Here is a 17,511-nt window from a genome sequence, read left to right on the forward strand (position 1 = left end):
TCCATCGATTGATCAGTTTAGAATTTCGGAGAATGAATGTATGGCAGGCCACAGTAAATGGGCAAATATTAAACATAAAAAAGCCAAAGAGGATGCGAAACGCGGCAAAGTATTTACCCGCTTGATTCGTGAGCTCACGGTCGCTGCACGTGCCGGCGGTTCAGACCCCGACAGCAATCCACGTTTGCGCTTGGCGATCACCAAAGCCCAAGCCGAAAATATGCCTAAAGACACCATGGATCGCGCAGTGAAGCGTGGTGCCGGTGAGCTTGATGGGCAGCAAATGGAAGAAATCCGCTACGAAGGTTATGGTCCGGGCGGTGTGGCGATCATGGTTGATTGCTTGAGCGATAACCGCAACCGTACGGTGGGCGAAGTGCGTCATGCTTTTAGTAAGGCGGGCGGAAATTTAGGTACGTCTGGTTCGGTGGCGTTTCAGTTTGAAGAACGTGGTGTGCTGTTTTTCGCTGACGTTGCTGATGAAGAACTGATCCTTGAAGCGGCCCTTGAAGGGGGTGCTGATGATGTGGTGTTCGATGAAGGCAGCGCAGAAGTGTTAACCACCCCCGAGGCTTATGCTGAGACTTATGAAACTCTGGTTGCTGCAGGATTTGAGCCGGATGATAGCGAAGTGACGATGCGTGCGGAGAATTTATCGCCAGTTTCCGCTGAAGACGCGGAGAAAGTGTTGCGTTTGATCGATCGTCTTGAAGAATTAGATGATACGCAAAATGTGTATACCAACGCTGATTTTCCTGAGGATTTTAACGCCTAACGATGAACAACACACGCCGCATTCTTGGTATTGACCCGGGTTCGCAAATTACCGGTTATGGGATTGTTGATCTGTGTGGTAATACCGTGCGCTATATCGATAGCGGCTGTGTGCGCTTGGCCAAAGAAGAGATGCCGGTGCGTTTGATGATGATCCATCAAGCGATCGGTGAATTGGTGGCGCAATACCAGCCGCAGGAATTTGCCATTGAGTCGATTTTTGTGCATAAAAACCCCAATTCCGCACTCAAGCTCGGGCAAGCACGTGGGGTGGCGATTTGTGCGGCGGTGTTGGCTGAGTTACCGGTGAGCGAATATGCGGCAAAAAGCATCAAGCAGGCGGTGGTCGGACAGGGTGGCGCGGATAAATTGCAGGTGCAACATATGGTGAAAATCTTGCTTAACTGTAGTGGGGCGATTCAAAGCGATGCCGCAGATGCTTTAGCGGTTGCACTGACGCATGCCCATCATTTACAAACCCAACATCGACGGCAACGTGGTGGTGTTAGTAGCGCTTGGGAGGGCTGATGATAGGTTATTTACGGGGTCAGGTGTTGGTCAAACAAGGCAATACCTTGATTGTTGAAACCGGCGGTGTCGGCTATGAAGTGAGTGTGCCAGTGTCTGTGATTGAACAAGTCAGTCAGGGCTCAGAAAGTGCGCTGTTTATTCACCATAATGTGCGTGAAGACGGACATTACCTGTTTGGATTTATTGATTTAGCGCAAAGACAGCTGTTTCGTGAGCTGATCCGTGTGAGCGGAATTGGCCCGAAAATGGCGCTGCTGATTTTGTCTGGCTTTAGTGTGGACAGCTTCGTGCGTCTGGTACGTGAACAAAACAGCGCGGCGTTAGTCAAATTACCCGGTGTGGGCAAAAAAACCGCTGAACGCTTGTTGATCGAGCTGCACGATCGGGTCGGTAAAACCTTTGCTGGCGTGGGTGAGGATACAAGTGTTGATCAACCAGGCCATGATGCGGCGGTTGAAACCGAAGAAGCGCTGGTCGCACTCGGCTACAAACCAGCAGCAGCAGCGAAAATGGTCGATCAAGCGCGTCGTGCTTTAGGTGATGGTGTGCACAGTACCGACCAACTGCTGCGTGAGGTGTTGAAATCGCATGTGCCACGAGGACTATGATGATTGAATCGGATAGATTGATTGCTGGTGAAGGACAAGGTCAGGAAGAGCAAGCGATTGAGCGCGCGGTGCGGCCGAAAAAACTCGCCGATTATGTGGGCCAAGATGACCTGAAAGCGCAGATGTCGATTTTTATCGAAGCGGCATTAGCCCGTCACGATGCGCTCGATCATGTGTTGTTATTTGGCCCGCCCGGTTTGGGAAAAACGACGCTTGCTGGCATTATTGCGGCTGAGCTCGGCGTTAGCCTGCGCCAAACCTCAGGGCCAGTGCTTGACAAGGCCGGTGATCTAGCGGCGATTCTCACCAATCTAGAACCGCACGATGTGCTCTTTATTGATGAAATTCACCGTCTTTCGCCAGCGGTTGAAGAAGTGCTCTATCCGGCGATGGAAGACTATCAAATTGATATCTTGATTGGTGAAGGGCCGGCCGCACGTTCGGTTAAACTCGATTTACCACCATTTACCTTGGTCGGTGCGACCACACGCAGTGGTTTGCTCACCGCACCATTACGTGACCGTTTTGGGATTACACAGAACCTCAAGTTCTACCACCCCGATGAACTGACCCGTATTGTATTGCGCGCTGCCTCACTGCTTGGGGTCAATATGGAAGAAGCCGGTGCGGCTGAAATCGGTAAGCGCTCTCGTGGCACGCCACGGATTGCTAATCGTCTTTTGCGTCGGGTGCGCGATTATGCCGAAGTGCGTGGGCAAGGTGTGGTTAGTAAAACGATGGCTGATGAAGCGTTAGCGTTGTTGGCGATTGACGCGCTGGGTTTTGATGAACTTGACCGTCGGTTACTTGAGCGGATTGTCCATCATTTTGCTGGTGGCCCGGTTGGTTTAGATACGCTATCAGCGAGCGTTGGTGAAGAGCGCGGTACGCTAGAAGATGTGGTCGAGCCGTATCTTATCCAACATGGTTTTATTCAACGGACACCACGAGGCCGTGTGGCAACCGAGCGGGCATATACCCATTTAGGTGTCGAGATACCAGAATAATATTCTTTGATTTCTAGACAATAAAAAAGCCCGCCTGAGCGGGCTTTTTTAACGAGTTTGGTGATTAACCGAGCAGTTTTTCTACCGCAGCGCGTTCTTCGCGTAACTCTTGTTCGGTTGCATTCATGCGCTCACGGCTAAAGTCGCTAATCTCAAGGCCTTGCACGATTTCATAACTGCCATTTTTGCAGCGGCAAGGGTAAGAGTAAATGATGCCTGGCTCGATACCGTAAGAACCGTCTGCTGGTACAGCCATGCTCACCCAATCATCACCTTCAGTACCGAGCGCCCAAGTGCGCATGTGGTCGATGGCTGAAGAAGCGGCAGAGGCGGCTGATGATGCGCCACGTGCTTTGATGATCGCCGCGCCACGCTGTTGTACATCCGGGATAAAGGTATTTTCGTACCAATCTTGCGCGACGATATCAGTCGCCGCTTGGCCTTTAACGCTTGCTTGGCTGATATCCGGGTATTGGGTGGCCGAGTGGTTGCCCCAAATCGTCATGTGTTTGATATCAGTTGAGTGGCTGTCGGTTTTTTCCGCTAATTGGCTCAGCGCACGGTTATGATCCAAACGCGTCATCGCGGTGAAGTTTTTAGGATTAAGATCTGGGGCGGCAGCTTGTGCAATTAACGCATTGGTGTTGGCTGGGTTACCGACAACCAACACTTTAACATCACGTGAGGCGTGGTCGTTTAACGCTTTACCTTGCGGGCCAAAAATGGCACCGTTGGCTTCGAGCAAATCTTTACGTTCCATGCCAGGGCCACGAGGACGCGCACCGACCAACATCGCATAATCACAGTCTTTAAAAGCGACATTCGCGTCGTCTGTGGCAACGATGTCTTGCAGGAGTGGGAATGCGCAGTCATTGAGCTCCATGACTACCCCTTTTAGCGCGTCCAAGGCCGGGGTAATTTCAAGCAATTGCAAAATAATTGGCTGATTTGGTCCCAGCATATCGCCAGCGGCAATACGAAATGCCATAGCGTAGCCGATGTTACCGGCAGCGCCTGTGATGGTTACACGAACGGGGGATGTCATAGAAGCTCCTGTGTTTTTGAAATTAAGATGTTAAGTATAACAGATAAACTTAAAGCAAAAATAATCACAAATTCAGGTAGAATGAAGCGAGTTTTCCTATGTGTAGAATCAAAAAGGAGTGGACCATGACCCGAAAAATGCTGTTATTAGGGCTGTTATTCGCTTATGGTGTGGCATCAGCACAAAATGGCGATATGGGTCAGGTTGTGATTTATAAATGGGTCGAAAACGGCATCACCCATTATTCAAAAATGCCGCCGCGTAATATGAACGGGGTGGTGATGATTGATAAACATGGTCTAGAGATCCAAGACGAAAGCGCTTTGCGTGCGAGCTATGAAGCAGCGATGCACCCGCTGCGCCCGGAATCACAATCCACAGAGCCTAGCGAAGAAAACGATTCAGTAGTGAGCGCAGCAGACAGCGATAAACCGCTGCCAGAAGGGAGTATTACCCGTGCAGAGCGTTGCGAACAAGCCCAACATGACATTGCCACGATTAAGAATAACGAAGTCGTTTACGAAACCGATGCGCAGGGTAATTTGGTGCCGGTTTCGCAGGACGTTAAGGCCCAACGCTTAAAGAACGCTGAACAAACTGCTGCGCAAGTGTGTAAGTAATTAAGACGGAATAGAAGTATGCGATTAGCGAATTATTGGCTGAGCACTCAGAAAGAAGTACCAGCCGAAGCGGAAGTGGTGAGCCATCAATTAATGTTGCGCGCAGGCATGATTCGCCAAACGGCGGTCGGCGTGTATTCTTGGCTGCCGCTTGGGTTGAAAGTGTTGCGCAAGGTAGAGACTGTTGTGCGCGAGGAAATGGACCGCGCCGGCGCGCTAGAGCTGCTCATGCCAGGTGTTCAACCAGGTGACCTATGGCAAGAATCCGGACGCTGGCAAGATTATGGTCCGGAATTACTGCGTTTTGTCGACCGTCATAAGCGCGATTATTGTTTGGGTCCAACGCATGAAGAAGTGGTGACCGATTTGGTGCGTCGTGATGTCAGCAGTTATAAACAACTGCCGCTTAATGTGTATCAAGTGCAGTGGAAGTTTCGTGATGAAATCCGTCCACGCTTTGGCATCATGCGCGGTCGTGAATTCTTGATGAAAGACGCGTATTCGTTTCACGTTGATCAAGCCTGTATGCAGCGCACCTATGACGCAATGCACGATGCCTACAGCCGTATTTTTACCCGCTTAGGTTTAGATTTTCGTGCCGTACTTGCCGATAATGGCTCGATTGGTGGAACGGGATCGCATGAGTTCCATGTGCTCGCTGCCACCGGTGAAGACGATATTGTCTTTTCTGATGATGGTCACTACGCCGCGAATATGGAGAAAGCCGAAGCCGCTGCGCCACAGACTGAACGCCCTGCGCCAACTGCAGCGATGGAAAAACGCGCAACCCCACAAGTAAAAACGATTGCTGATTTGGTCTCGGCGCACGATATACCGATCGAGCGCACGATTAAAACGCTGATGGTTGATGGCGTTGAAGGCGGTGTGGTAGCGTTAGTGGTGCGTGGTGATCATGAACTAAACGCGATCAAGGCAGAGCAGCTTCCGGCAGTCGCTGAACCGCTTACCATGGCGAGCGAAGAAAAAGTACGTGCGCTGGTTGGTGCAGGCTTTGGCTCACTCGGTCCGGTTGGGCTGGATATCCCGGTAATTGTTGATCGCGATGCAGCGTTAATTGCTGATTTTGCGGCAGGGGCCAATGAAGACGATTACCACTACTTCAATATTAACTGGCAACGCGATGTCGCGGTGGCCGAAGTCGCTGATATTCGTAATGTGGTTGCGGGTGATCTTGCACCTGACGGGCAAAGCAAGCTGTCGATTAAGCGCGGTATTGAAGTAGGACATATTTTCCAGCTTGGCGATAAATATTCGGCTTCGATGGGCCTTGATGTGCTCGGTGAGAACGGCAAACCGGTGACGCCATTGATGGGTTGCTATGGGATTGGTGTGTCGCGTATTGTGGCGGCAGCGATTGAGCAAAACCACGATGATAACGGCATCATTTGGCCACAGGCGCTGGCGCCATTTACGGTGGCTGTGTTACCGATTAACGGACATAAATCACCAGCGGTTGCTGAGGCAGCAGAAAAGCTCTATCAGCAATTATGCGATGCAGGTGTGGACGCCTTGCTCGATGATCGCGGTAAACGACCAGGCTTTATGTTTGCCGATATGGATTTAATTGGCATTCCGGCACGGATTGTCATTTCTGATAAAACCTTAGCAGAGGCGGAAGTCGAGTTTAAGACACGTGGCGCAGCCGAATCCGAGCGTGTGTCGCTTAATGAGATTCTTGCCCGTGTCGTGAATATGAATAATCAGGAGTAGGTCAGTATGAGTGAATCTTTAACGTTTGAACCGAGTTTACAGCATTGGCGGTTAAACGCTGATAACGAGGTGCTTCACCTTACTCTGGACCGTGCTGATAGCAGCACGAATAGCTTGAATGCTGAGGTGCTGCGTGAGCTTGCACAAGTGATTAATAAATTAGAGCAAGTCGCCTCATCTTATCGTGGTTTGCTGCTTAAATCGGGTAAAGACAACGGCTTTATCGCGGGTGCGGATATTTCCACCATCCAAGAAACCAAATCGCCGGAGCAACTCAAAGCGCTGGTTAAAGAAGTGCACGATTATTTCTTGCGTTTTGAACGCTTAGCGCTGGCCAAAGTCGCGCTGATCGATGGATTTTGCTTAGGTGGCGGGCTTGAATTGGCGCTGTGTTGTGATTACCGCGTCATTACCAAAGCGGCCAAGCTGGGTGTGCCGGAAGTGAAACTTGGTTTGCATCCTGGTTTTGCTGGTACCGCACGTTTGGTGCGTCTGTTATCACCAATCAAAGCGATGCTATTGATGCTGCAAGGCTACAATCTGCGTGGCGCTAAAGCGCTTAATGCCGGTTTGGTTGATAAAGTGGTTGCCGATAAAGCTGCGTTAGAAGCCTCAGGACTGAGCTTAATTAAAAAAGGACCACGTCAGGTAAGCAACTGGCAGTCGAAAGTGCTCTCAATCGGGCCTGTGCGCAAATTGCTCGCTAAGAAAATCGAAGATAATGTGGCTGGAAAAGTGCAAAAAGAACACTATCCAGCGCCGTATGCGATGATCGATCTCTGGCGTGAGCATGGCGGCAGTTTTCAGGAAATGGCGAATGCGGAAATTGATTCGTTTGTTGCCTTGCGTCAAACCCCACAATCTGATGCGCTGATTCGCCTGTATTTCTTACAAGAGCGCCTGAAAGGGTTTGCGAAAAATGATGCTGAGAAGATTGGTCACTTGCATGTGATCGGCGGCGGCACAATGGGTGGCGATATTGCCGCGTGGTCTGCGATGCAAGGCATTTTTACCACTCTTAGCGACTTATCTGAAGAGCAGCTTGAAAAAGCGGCAAAACGTGCGCATAAGCTCTTTGACAAAAAACTGCGCGATAAAGATGCGAACCGTGAAGCAAAAATGCGCCTGCGTTTAGATAAAGACGGTTGGGGTTTGGATAAGGCTGATTTGGTGATCGAGGCGATTGTTGAAAAACTCGAAGTCAAACAAAGCGTGTTCAACGATGTGCTCACTAAAGCCAAACCTGAAGCGATTATCGCGACCAACACCTCTAGTTTGAAGCTTGAAGATATTGCCGCTGGGATCAGCGCTCCTGAGCGTCTACTCGGTATTCACTTCTTTAACCCGGTAGCGAAAATGCCATTGGTGGAGATTGTCCATCAATCAGCAAATTCGCAAGCAACGCTCGATAAGGCCACCAAGTACGTTGGTGAGATCAGCCGTTTGCCGTTGCCGGTCAAATCTTCGCCAGGCTTTTTAGTCAACCGCGTGCTGGTGCCGTATTTATTTGAAGCCCTAGCTTGCCTTGAAGAAGGGGTTGCTAAAGAAGCGATCGATAAAGCAGCGCTCGATTACGGCATGCCGATGGGGCCGATTGAGCTCGCTGATAGCGTTGGTTTGGATGTCTGTCAGGCGATTGCTGGAACGATGAGTGCGTTTATCGATTATGAAGGCGAAAGTCAGCTCGATCGCTTGGTTGCAGCCGGTCATCTGGGCCGTAAGAGCGGTAAGGGCTTTTATGAATATGTCGATGGCAAAGCACAAAAAGATGCCGTTAGTGCTGATCAAGCAACCTTAGACAAACTGCAAGAGCGCATGATTATGGCGTTTTTGAATGCGTGTGCCTGGTGCTTGCGTGAAGGCGTGGTTGAAGACGAAGATTTGGTTGATGCAGGCTGTGTATTTGGTACCGGCTTTGCGCCATTTAGAGGTGGGCCGATGAACGTTGCGCGTACGATTGGCCACGCTGAGGTGGTCAAGCGCCTTGAGGCTTTAGTTTCCGAACATGGGGAACGTTTTAGCCCGGATCCTTGGTGGTCAGACAAAGCGTAAGTGCAAAAACAGCCACGGTAGAAGCGTTCTTCTACCGTCCAGCGATTTTAGGCGCGACCGAATTTGGCGCACAAATTGCCGCGTTGTTCGCCAACGCCGGTATTCATGTGCGCCTGTATGATAAGCCGCACCCTGAAGATCCTAATTTTTATGCGCAGCAGGCAATTGAGCAGCTTTACCGTATGCGACCCTCGCCATTTACCGGGGTGGAAGCTGGGAACTGGATTGAAGCGCGCAATTATCGCGATCATCGCGCGCTGCTTAGCGAGCATGATTTAATCATCGAGTGCTTGGATGATGATTTAGTGGTCAAACAGGGGTTACTCTCACGTCTTGCGCCGGTGTTGGCGCGTGATGTCGTCGTCTTATCGCATTCGGCAGGGCTTTCGATGAAGGCGGTCTCACAAGCGTTACCGGCTTGGCTGCGCTCACGTTTGTTAGGCGCCCATTTTTTTCGCCCTCCACGGTTTCAACGATTATTAGAAGTGGTGCGCACGGAGCGCAGCGAGCAGCGCCTGCATGATCAAGTCTGTGGTTATTTTACCGAACGCTTTGGCTTGCATGTTCTGAGCGTGCCCGATACGCCGGACTATGTCAGCACGCGCTTGGTGATGATGCTGATGAATGCAGTGTTTTATCACGCCGAGCGCGCGCAACTTGATTGGGCGAACGTTGAGGCGTTGACCAAAATGTTGATTGGTCGCACCACTGGTGGGGTGTGCTATATGATCGATTATATTGGTTTAGCACGCTGGCAACAATTTAGCTTGAATATTCCAAGCGCAGACAAAGAGTATTTTGCTGAGCGTATTGCTTTACCAAGTTGGCTTAGCGCGTTACTTGCTGCCGGGCGCGAAGGGCGAGCGCATTATTTAGGCTTTTATGACTACCGCCATCGGCCTTATTATCTGCTCGATTTAGCGGGCAATGAGTTAGCGCAAGCTAGTGTCAATGATGCGTTATTGCTTAGCTTTGAACAGCGTGATTGGTCGGCAATGTGTGCGCTAGAGTGTGCTCAGGCGCAGTTTGTTTGCGCCTTGCTACGTGATTGTTGGCAGATTATGGCTTGGGTGAGCCAGACCAGTGGGCAGTCAGGGCAGGCGCTAGATGATATCTTAACCCATGGTTTTTCTTGGCAAAATACGCCGTATCACTTATTGCAGGCGTTTTCACCAGCGAAGGTTTTAGCCGATACAGAGCGCGCGTACCGCGAGGGCGCGATTGATTATCCGGTGTTACGCCATTGGACGCGGCGCAGCCGACGGCAGGTAACAACCGATGTGCGCGACAATGCTTTTAGCGACGATGCGCGCTTGCTATGGCGGAAAACCCACAGTAGCGCTTGGGTGTATCACGAACGCATGCTTATTTGGCAACCAAACTCTGTGGTCGTTGCGCTTGATGAAGAAACACTTGCTGAATTGCTTAGCGCCTGCCAGGAAGCACGTCTTGCTCAGTGGTATTTGGTGATTTATCACCACGGTGAGCAATTTGGCTTGGAAAGTGATTTAGCACTCGGTGGTGAGGCTCACCAACAAGAACAGACGGTCGAACGGTTACACGAAGTGCTGATGGCGCTGCGTACGCATCCACATGCGGTGATGATATCGATATCCGGAACCCTGGGTGATTTTGGTGCGGCTATATTGATGCAAGCCGATCAGGTATTGTGTGAGGCTGGGGTGCGCTGGAAATTGAGCGCACCGATGTATCGTTTGCCACCACTTGGTGTGGTGTGGTTTGAATGGTTGCGGCGTTTGCCGTATTTAGGGCAGGCGCACTATCTTGAGCAGATCCATAGTGTGCTCAGTCAATCAGTGACCGCGCATCCGCCTAGCGATATTCATGTTGCACGCAGTGTGGGTATTTTGCGCGTTCACGATCGTGTGGTGGCCAACCCTGCGGCGTTGGCTAAAATGAGCAAGGAGTTGGCCGATGGCTGGCTGACCTCTCGCCAACCGCGCACGCCTCGCCAAGCACAATACACTTTGGCCCACCAGGAAGTTGACGTACTCATGCAGCGGGCGTTAAGCAGTGAGCAGCCTGAGCTTTATCGTGGCTTATTGCGTATGCTCTCAGGACAAAGACAGAATGTCACCGTTTCTTTACGCATGCTGCTTAAGGAAGAATTACTTTATTTTGCGCGCTTAATCGCGAAGGATGACTCACTAGAATGAACCGAGCCACAATCAAACAAACCCCTGAGGATTTTTATGTTGCTGAAGTGCTGGATTTTCCCCTGACCGGTGAAGGTGAGCATTTATGGTGCTACGTGGAAAAAACCGGCATGAACACCGCTTTTCTCAAGCGGGAATGGGCGCGATTACTCGAATGCCCGGGTAAACTCATCAGTCACAGTGGGTTGAAAGACCGCCATGCGCGCACCCGACAATGGCTGTGCTTGCCGGCAAAAGACGCAGAGGGATTACCCGATCAGGGTGAGCAGTGGCGCATTGTTGAGCGCAAGCTGCATCAGAAAAAATTACGCATTGGTACCCACCGTAGTAATGATTTTACATTGGTTTTGCGCGATGTGGTCGGTGATCGTGATGCTATGGAAGAAAAGCTTGCACGCACGGCTGAACTTGGGTTTGCTAATGCTTTTGGTGCACAACGCTTCGGACATAACAATATTGAGCGGGCGATGAAGTGGGTGGCACGTGAGCAGTTGCCTAAAAAACGCGATGAACGCGCGCAAACCTTATCCACATTACGTGCGTTGCTGTTTAATGCCGAATTACAAACGCGTCTCACACAAAATACGGCGCATAGTTTGCTGGTAGGCGATTATGCGATGCTGTGTGGCTCGAACAGCTTCTTTATGGTCGAGGAAGTTGATGAGGCGTTGCGTACGCGCCTAGCAGAAGGCGATATTGTTCCAGCGGGCGTATTGCCAGGAAAAAGCAAAGCACAATACGAAGGTGCAGCGCAGCAGGTGCGCGCGTTGGCGTATACGGACTATGAGGCCGCTGTTAGCTATCTTCAGCGCTTTAGCGATCAGGATTGTCGTGCGCTCACCGTGCGCGCACAGAACCTTAGTTGGCAATGGCTTGATGAGCACACCTTGCAGCTCAGCTTCAACTTACCACGTGGCAGTTTTGCCACTGCTTTATTGGAAGACGTTTTCGATCAGGTGATCGATGCCAGTTCACCCTAAGGATGTGGTTTGTGCGATGGTTGTGCAAAAATTTTGCCTTCATTCAGTTAATCATTCAAAATGATGCTTTTTCGCGGAGTACGCGCAATGACAGCAATCGAAAAACTAAAAAGCACCTGGCAGTATTTATTACAACGTGGCTCGATGGTTTATTGGCTCGGTGGTGCTTTGGCGACCTTCGTGATTCAGTTTCTGATGTTCAATCAAATCTCACGTGCCTTGATGAACGAATTACAGAATTATCCTAATGATAATGAGCTGCTGTTTATTTTTAATAACTATGGCAGTCAGTTTGTACTGATGCTTTTTTTAACCACCTTGGTGAGCCTTTTCGTTATGGCGCGTGCCTTAGACAGCGCGGTGCGGATTAGCGAAGGGGATTTGACTGCTAACCACTTAGAGCCTGTGGCGCGAATTGGCTGGCTGGGGGTGCTGAAATATATCGCTGGTTCGATCATCATTGTGTTGATGATGGTGGTGTTATTTAGCGTGGTTTATATGCTCTCTCGGGTACTCGTAGGTATTTTAGGTAGCACAATTACGGGCGTGCTGATGATGGGCGTGATGATCATAGGTATTGCAGCGGTGTTTTATATGATCTATGCCTCAATGCTGGTGTTTATTGAGCAGCGCAGTATCAGCGCGATGATTTCCCCTGCCCAGTGGCGTGCCAAGGTTGGTGTGTTAGGGAAAAATGAATTTATTAAGATGATCCTGCTGGTGTTTGCGGTCAGTATTGTAGCCGGGGTAGTGCAAAATCTTTGGAGCACAATCACTGCTGGTTCGCTGCTTTTGACGATGCTGATGAGCGCGGTATTAAATAATTATTTACTGATGTTCGGCGTTGTTTATGCCGGGTTCTTTGCGAGCGCAAACGCAGAAAAGGTCGATGAAGGATTAAAAGCCCAGAATGCTCGCCTATTGTATAACGCCGATACACGCGATTTAAGCGCCGAAGAAAAGCAGGTATTTGTGCAAGCGTTAAAAAGCGCGGATGGTGCGCGGGCTGAGCGTCGTTTTGCTGAGGCCTTTGCTTTTTTGGCGCCTTATGTGGGGCATGATGATCGTGCTGCGGCTTACTTTCCGGCGTATGAGCGTTTATACGCTTGGTATCAAGTAGCCGGTGAATCGCAAAAGTATCATGCGCTACAGGCCAACATTATCCATTTGGCGGCCCAGGGACGGGAACGATTTTATCAGCTGGTTGATGAAGATCTGTTTGTGATTGCTCAAGAACATAATGCACGAATTCCGGCTGATGATGTATCTGGGTTGGTGGACATGGCTTTGGCGCATAATCAACCCGATACGGTATTGGCATTGGCGAAAGATTTCCGTAAGCGTCAGCCTGATCACCCACAGCTGGTTAAGATTTATGCCTCAGTAGTTAAAGCACTGCAGCTGAAAGGGCAGGATGATGTGGCAAAACAACTCGCTGATCGACTGTTGGCTGAGTTTTCTAATCACCCAGATAGCCACATCGTACAGGCGCTTAAAGATAGTTTCTAATACGTGCTTGGCTTGAGGATAAATCCTCGTAGCCTTTTATCAAAGCATCGTCATAAAAAACGCCCGGTCAAACCGGGCGTTTGTGTTGCTGATAGTATTCGCTTATTTTGGATGCACCATATCTTGTGGTTGCACGTATTTATCGAACTCTTCAGCAGTGAGTAAGCCTAACTCAACCGCAGTTTCTTTCAACGATTGGTCTTTTTTATACGCTGTTTTCGCCACTTTCGCTGCGTTCTCGTAGCCAATGTGGCGGTTAAGTGCGGTAACCAGCATCAAAGAATGGTGCAAGAAGAAGTCGATTTTTTCGCGCACCGGCTCAATGCCGATTGCGCAATGCTCGTTAAAGCTATTACACGCATCACCCAACAGGCGAATTGATTGCAATAAATTATAGGCAATCACAGGCTTATATACGTTGAGCTCGAAGTTGCCTGAGGCACCAGCCATGGTGATGGTGGTGTCATTACCCACTACCTGACAACACGCCATAGTCAGCGCTTCACATTGAGTTGGGTTAACCTTACCTGGCATGATTGATGAGCCTGGTTCGTTTTCTGGAATGGTAATTTCGCCAAAGCCACAACGTGGGCCGCTGGCGAGCCAGCGAATATCGTTGGCGATTTTGTTTAAGCTGGCAGCAAGTGTTTTGAGTGCACCTGAGGCATAAACAGCAGCATCACGACCGGCAAGTGCTTCAAATTTATTCGGTGCACTCACAAACGGCAGATCGGTGATATTGCTGAGTTCCGTTGCCGCTTTATCGGCGTATTCTGGGTGGCTATTTAAACCTGTGCCAACCGCTGTACCACCTAAGGGCAGTTCATATAAGCCTTTTAGCGCATCTTGCAAGCGATCGAGTCCATGATCAAGCTGGCTGACATACCCTGAAAACTCTTGGCCCAAGGTGAGTGGGGTGGCGTCTTGTAGGTGCGTGCGGCCGATCTTAACAATATCGGCAAACTCGTCTGATTTCGCTTTTAAGGTATCGCGAAGTGCTGAGACTGCTGGAATCAACAGGCTGTTGATTTGGCGCGCAGCGGCCACGTGAATCGCGGTAGGGAACGAATCGTTGGTTGATTGCGCGTGGTTCACATGATCATTTGGGTGGATCGGTTGATACGCACCGCGGCCGGTACCGGCAATTTCATTGGCGCGATTAGCGAGCACTTCGTTCATGTTCATATTTGATTGCGTACCTGAGCCGGTCTGCCAAACCACTAATGGAAACTGTCCATTGAGTTTGCCAGCGAGCACATCATCTGCGGCAGCGACAATCAGTTTGGCTTGTTCGGCTTCAATGCGACCTAAAGAAGCGTTGGTTGTTGCAGCGGCTTTTTTCACCAATGCCATCGCATCAATCAGCGCTTGTGGCAGGGTTTCGCCACCTATTTTGAAATTCTCAAAGCTACGCTGGGTTTGTGCGCCCCAATAAGCGTCTTCGGCAACCTGGATCTCGCCCATAGTGTCGTGTTCGGTACGTGTACTCATATCTAACCTCGTTATCGTTTAAAAACTTAAGGTCATTATAACGAACTAGGGCGCTAGAAGGGGGTGAAAGGTGATTAAATGTCGTGGATTTGGGCAAAAAAAAGCCGGGTTGGAAACCCGGCCAATAACCACCAAAGGAGGATATAGAGGAGATAACATCGATGATGTCGATTTTTATTATAGGGATAATGTTGCGTTGCGTCAATAATAAAGTGAGAAAAGTTTTTGCTATCGTAACTAAGCATATTATCCACTTAACCCCATGGTTTTTTTAGGTAAAGAAATAAGGCGTTAGAAGGCAATCTTTATGCTGCGTTGCAGCATAAAACCAATAAAATTCTGACATTTTGTTTTCGCAAGGTTTTTTATCGAAGTAAAAATGGGCGTATGATGACCTTACTTATTGGTTAATTAAGCGGGTTTATCTTGTGTTGCTGGGGTTATGACTTTACATTGAGACTCTGAGTCAGAGAAGGAGTGATTATGCGCGCGGTGTTTCTAGATGCGGCAACGTTTTCCCCTGAGGTGAGCTTAATACCACCTGATGGGGTGAGCGATTGGCAAAGCTATGGGGCCACAGAGCAGGACGAAGCGCTAATCATTGAGCGCCTACAAGACGCTGAGATTGCTGTGATCAATAAGGTGGTGATCACAGCATCGATTATTGATCAATTACCGAAGCTCAAAATGATCCAGGTCACAGCTACCGGGGTCGATAATGTTGATGCCAAGGCCTGTGCCACGAAGAATATTGAAATAAGTAATGTGGCCGGCTACGCGCAAGGGAGCGTCCCTGAGCATACGTTTATGTTAATGCTCTCTGCTATGCGGGCGCTGCGCTATTACAACGATGCGGTCAATACAGGGCGTTGGCGTGAAGAAGGTGGATTTTGCTTAAACGATGTTGCGCTTTATGACCTGCAAGGTAAAACCTTAGGGATCATTGGCGCGGGTGAGATTGGCCGGCGAGTTGCGGGGATTGCGCGCGCTTTTGCGATGACCGTTTTACTTGCTGAACGGCCGGGGTGTGCGCCGCGTAACGCCCAATATAGCGCGTTTGATGAGGTGTTAGCACGCAGCGATGTGTTGAGTTTGCATTGTCCACTTAATGAGGAAACCAAAGGGTTAATCAACGCGCAAACGATCGGCAAAATGCAGCGTAAACCACTGGTGATTAACCTTGCTCGCGGTGGGGTGGTGGATAGTCAAGCAGTGGTGGAAGCGTTAGAGAATAAACAGTTATTCGGTTATGCGAGTGATGTGTTTAGCCAAGAGCCACCAAGCGAAGATGAACCACTACTCGCGATAGCGGATCATCCTCGAGTGGTGTTTACTCCGCATAATGCCTGGGCCGGGCTCGGCGCGCAAACGCGATTATGGGAAATGCTTCGCGAGCAGGTCACGCAATTTATTCATTCATACCAACCTTAAGGAACGATCTATGATGAAGAAAAAATTAGCCGTAGCACTGATGGCTATCTATTCAGTTGGCGCTTTCGCTGAAGAATATTCGCTGGAAGCGGATGTCGATAAGGCGGTGCTCTATTATGACAGCGCGATGATTAGCCGCCATCTTTCAGTATCGATTGATAAACCAGGCAGACATCAAATTGTTGTCAGCAACCCATTAAGCAGTGATATTTCTTCGATTCGACCAAAGATAAGCGGTGCAACACTGCGACAAGTCTCACTCGCGGCTAATTGGTCAAGTGAGGATTCGGATCTGACCCAGCGTATTACAGAAGTGCAGAAACAGCTCAATGATGTTAAGCACGCCATCAATATGAATGAACAGATGAGTTCAAAGCTTGCGGCAAGTTTGGAGAATGAGGGGGTGCTTGCGGAGGTTAACGCAAATATTGATGCGCTCACCAAAACGCACAGCGCGTTAGTCGGGCAACGGGAAGACCTTTATCGTCAGTTGGCGCGTTTAGAAGCCGAGCAGGAATGGGTCGGTAATGAATTGCAGGTGGCGCAAGCTTTGGTGTTTGATGTATTTTCAGAGCAGGCTGGCGAGATAGAAATGAGCTGGCAGGAGCAAACCCACCAAGCCTCATGGCAGCCGCGCAGTCATTGGTCGCTTGATAGCGAAGCAAACAAAATTGATATTGATGCGATCGCTGAAATTACCCAACAAAGCGGGGTTGATTGGCAAGAGGTGAGCTTGAGTTTGGCGATCACACCACCGGGCTATGCTGATGAGCCCGGGATGTATCCTTGGACGGTTAGTGCCTACGATCCTGAAGAAGCGGGTGTCAATTATGCCACCCCGGCACCACAACCTAAGGCAATGATGGCCGCTGATGCGGTCATGGAAAGTCGCACACGAACCGCTGTGGCTGTACAACAAGGCGTTGATTACCGTATTGATCTGCCAGGAACGTACACCTTGACCAGTAGTCAGAATCAGCAGCAAGTGCCGTACTGGCAGTATAAGGCTGAAGCAGAAGTCTATTCTGCATTCTATGATTGGATGTATTACACAGACAAGGCGCTGTTGATGGCAAAATGGACGATGCCTGAAGGACCATCGCTTATTCCTGGGCAGATGAGCTTATATCGTGATGGTGTGCGGGTTGCTGAGCTCTATCAAGATGAACTGATTAGCGCAGGATACGAACAACGCAACAGTTTTGGCTTTGATCCAGAGATTGAGGTCAAACAAATCACCCCACCTGAATATACCGACAGTCGCGGGTTTATCTCAAAATCGAATGCCATCGCGAAAGAAGTGACCTTTGAGTTAAGCAACCGTGGTCAGAAAGACAAGCCGGTTCGCCTTTATAGTCGTGTACCGGTTTCTACTCAAGAAATCGTGAGCGTTGAAGCGCATTTTTCACCACAACCCGATCAGCGTGATGTGGAAGAGGTTAAGGGCTTGATGCTTTGGCAAAAAGATCTCGGCGCAGGGGAGACCTGGACGGTTGAGAGCGGGTTTGAGGTGGAATACCCTAAAGAAAAGAGCTTGCAAGGGTTATAAGCGACT

General features: G+C 49.8%; 14 protein-coding genes. 12 read left to right on the forward strand and 2 right to left on the reverse strand.

From position 1 onward, the window contains the following. Positions 1–40 precede the first annotated feature (40 nt). The 4 genes from L0B52_RS09150 to ruvB are packed head-to-tail and all read left to right on the forward strand — an operon-like array spanning position 41 to position 2,920. Positions 41–775 carry a YebC/PmpR family DNA-binding transcriptional regulator gene (locus L0B52_RS09150; RefSeq protein WP_235064409.1) on the forward strand — a complete coding sequence of 245 codons (735 nt, stop codon included), beginning with the start codon at positions 41–43 and terminating at the stop codon, positions 773–775. A gap of 2 nt (positions 776–777) precedes the next feature. Further along, positions 778–1,302 carry a crossover junction endodeoxyribonuclease RuvC gene (gene ruvC / locus L0B52_RS09155; protein ID WP_235064410.1) on the forward strand — a complete coding sequence of 175 codons (525 nt, stop codon included), beginning with the start codon at positions 778–780 and terminating at the stop codon, positions 1,300–1,302. Continuing rightward, positions 1,302–1,913, forward strand: coding sequence for a Holliday junction branch migration protein RuvA (ruvA, locus tag L0B52_RS09160; protein ID WP_235064411.1), 612 nt, complete (start codon positions 1,302–1,304; stop codon positions 1,911–1,913). Before ruvC ends, ruvA begins: the two co-directional genes overlap by 1 nt. After that, a complete protein-coding gene (ruvB, locus tag L0B52_RS09165) occupies positions 1,913–2,920 on the forward strand; it encodes a Holliday junction branch migration DNA helicase RuvB (RefSeq protein ID WP_409202349.1) in 1,008 nt (335 codons plus the stop codon). Before ruvA ends, ruvB begins: the two co-directional genes overlap by 1 nt. Positions 2,921–2,984: 64 nt before the next feature. Here the strand turns inward: ruvB and L0B52_RS09170 are convergent, their stop codons facing one another. Then, positions 2,985–3,965, reverse strand: a complete 981-nt coding sequence (locus L0B52_RS09170; protein ID WP_235064413.1) for a malate dehydrogenase — start codon at positions 3,963–3,965, stop codon at positions 2,985–2,987. 125 nt (positions 3,966–4,090) lie between these two features. On the opposite strand from L0B52_RS09170, the gene L0B52_RS09175 reads away from it, so the two are divergent. The 6 genes from L0B52_RS09175 (at position 4,091) to L0B52_RS09200 (ending at position 13,034) form a co-directional block, all read left to right on the forward strand. Beyond that, entirely contained in the window at positions 4,091–4,585 is a 495-nt protein-coding gene (locus tag L0B52_RS09175) for a hypothetical protein (RefSeq protein ID WP_235064414.1), read from the forward strand. Between the two features lie 18 nt (positions 4,586–4,603). Further along, a complete protein-coding gene (locus L0B52_RS09180) occupies positions 4,604–6,316 on the forward strand; it encodes a proline--tRNA ligase (RefSeq protein WP_235064415.1) in 1,713 nt (570 codons plus the stop codon). Positions 6,317–6,322: 6 nt separating this feature from the next. Continuing rightward, a complete protein-coding gene (locus tag L0B52_RS09185; protein ID WP_235064416.1) occupies positions 6,323–8,368 on the forward strand; it encodes a 3-hydroxyacyl-CoA dehydrogenase NAD-binding domain-containing protein in 2,046 nt (681 codons plus the stop codon). Next, complete coding sequence (locus L0B52_RS09190) at positions 8,350–10,545, forward strand: 3-hydroxyacyl-CoA dehydrogenase family protein (RefSeq protein ID WP_235064417.1); 2,196 nt, start codon at positions 8,350–8,352, stop codon at positions 10,543–10,545. The genes L0B52_RS09185 and L0B52_RS09190 overlap by 19 nt, the downstream gene beginning before the upstream one ends. Further along, positions 10,542–11,525, forward strand: coding sequence for a tRNA pseudouridine(13) synthase TruD (gene truD, locus L0B52_RS09195; RefSeq protein WP_235064418.1), 984 nt, complete (start codon positions 10,542–10,544; stop codon positions 11,523–11,525). Before L0B52_RS09190 ends, truD begins: the two co-directional genes overlap by 4 nt. 87 nt (positions 11,526–11,612) lie before the next feature. After that, on the forward strand, positions 11,613–13,034 hold the full coding sequence (locus L0B52_RS09200) for a hypothetical protein (protein WP_235064419.1): 1,422 nt from the start codon (positions 11,613–11,615) through the stop codon (positions 13,032–13,034). 102 nt (positions 13,035–13,136) lie between these two features. Here the strand turns inward: L0B52_RS09200 and fumC are convergent, their stop codons facing one another. After that, complete coding sequence (gene fumC / locus L0B52_RS09205) at positions 13,137–14,525, reverse strand: class II fumarate hydratase (RefSeq protein ID WP_235064420.1); 1,389 nt, start codon at positions 14,523–14,525, stop codon at positions 13,137–13,139. Between the two features lie 483 nt (positions 14,526–15,008). Here fumC and L0B52_RS09210 point away from each other — a divergent pair, with 483 nt between their 5' ends. Further along, positions 15,009–15,956 (forward strand): D-2-hydroxyacid dehydrogenase, encoded by a 948-nt coding sequence (locus L0B52_RS09210; protein WP_235064421.1) that lies wholly within the window; start codon positions 15,009–15,011, stop codon positions 15,954–15,956. A gap of 10 nt (positions 15,957–15,966) precedes the next feature. Then, a complete protein-coding gene (locus L0B52_RS09215; RefSeq protein WP_235064422.1) occupies positions 15,967–17,505 on the forward strand; it encodes a DUF4139 domain-containing protein in 1,539 nt (512 codons plus the stop codon). Positions 17,506–17,511: the final 6 nt, after the last annotated feature.

Origin of the sequence: Suttonella sp. R2A3, assembly GCF_021513215.1 — a bacterium.
Taxonomy (GTDB): Bacteria; Pseudomonadota; Gammaproteobacteria; order Cardiobacteriales; family Cardiobacteriaceae; genus JAHUUI01.

Bases quoted from the DNA above. Each gene is read 5' to 3' on its own strand.
- L0B52_RS09200 (WP_235064419.1), top strand. From the start codon at position 11,613: ATGACAGCAATCGAAAAACTAAAAAGCACCTGGCAGTATTTATTACAA.
- ruvA (WP_235064411.1), top strand. From the start codon at position 1,302: ATGATAGGTTATTTACGGGGTCAGGTGTTGGTCAAACAAGGCAATACC.
- L0B52_RS09170 (WP_235064413.1), bottom strand. From the start codon at position 3,965: ATGACATCCCCCGTTCGTGTAACCATCACAGGCGCTGCCGGTAACATC.
- L0B52_RS09210 (WP_235064421.1), top strand. From the start codon at position 15,009: ATGCGCGCGGTGTTTCTAGATGCGGCAACGTTTTCCCCTGAGGTGAGC.
- L0B52_RS09185 (WP_235064416.1), top strand. From the start codon at position 6,323: ATGAGTGAATCTTTAACGTTTGAACCGAGTTTACAGCATTGGCGGTTA.
- L0B52_RS09150 (WP_235064409.1), top strand. From the start codon at position 41: ATGGCAGGCCACAGTAAATGGGCAAATATTAAACATAAAAAAGCCAAA.
- L0B52_RS09215 (WP_235064422.1), top strand. From the start codon at position 15,967: ATGATGAAGAAAAAATTAGCCGTAGCACTGATGGCTATCTATTCAGTT.
- L0B52_RS09180 (WP_235064415.1), top strand. From the start codon at position 4,604: ATGCGATTAGCGAATTATTGGCTGAGCACTCAGAAAGAAGTACCAGCC.
- L0B52_RS09175 (WP_235064414.1), top strand. From the start codon at position 4,091: ATGACCCGAAAAATGCTGTTATTAGGGCTGTTATTCGCTTATGGTGTG.
- fumC (WP_235064420.1), bottom strand. From the start codon at position 14,525: ATGAGTACACGTACCGAACACGACACTATGGGCGAGATCCAGGTTGCC.
- ruvC (WP_235064410.1), top strand. From the start codon at position 778: ATGAACAACACACGCCGCATTCTTGGTATTGACCCGGGTTCGCAAATT.
- truD (WP_235064418.1), top strand. From the start codon at position 10,542: ATGAACCGAGCCACAATCAAACAAACCCCTGAGGATTTTTATGTTGCT.
- ruvB (WP_409202349.1), top strand. From the start codon at position 1,913: ATGATTGAATCGGATAGATTGATTGCTGGTGAAGGACAAGGTCAGGAA.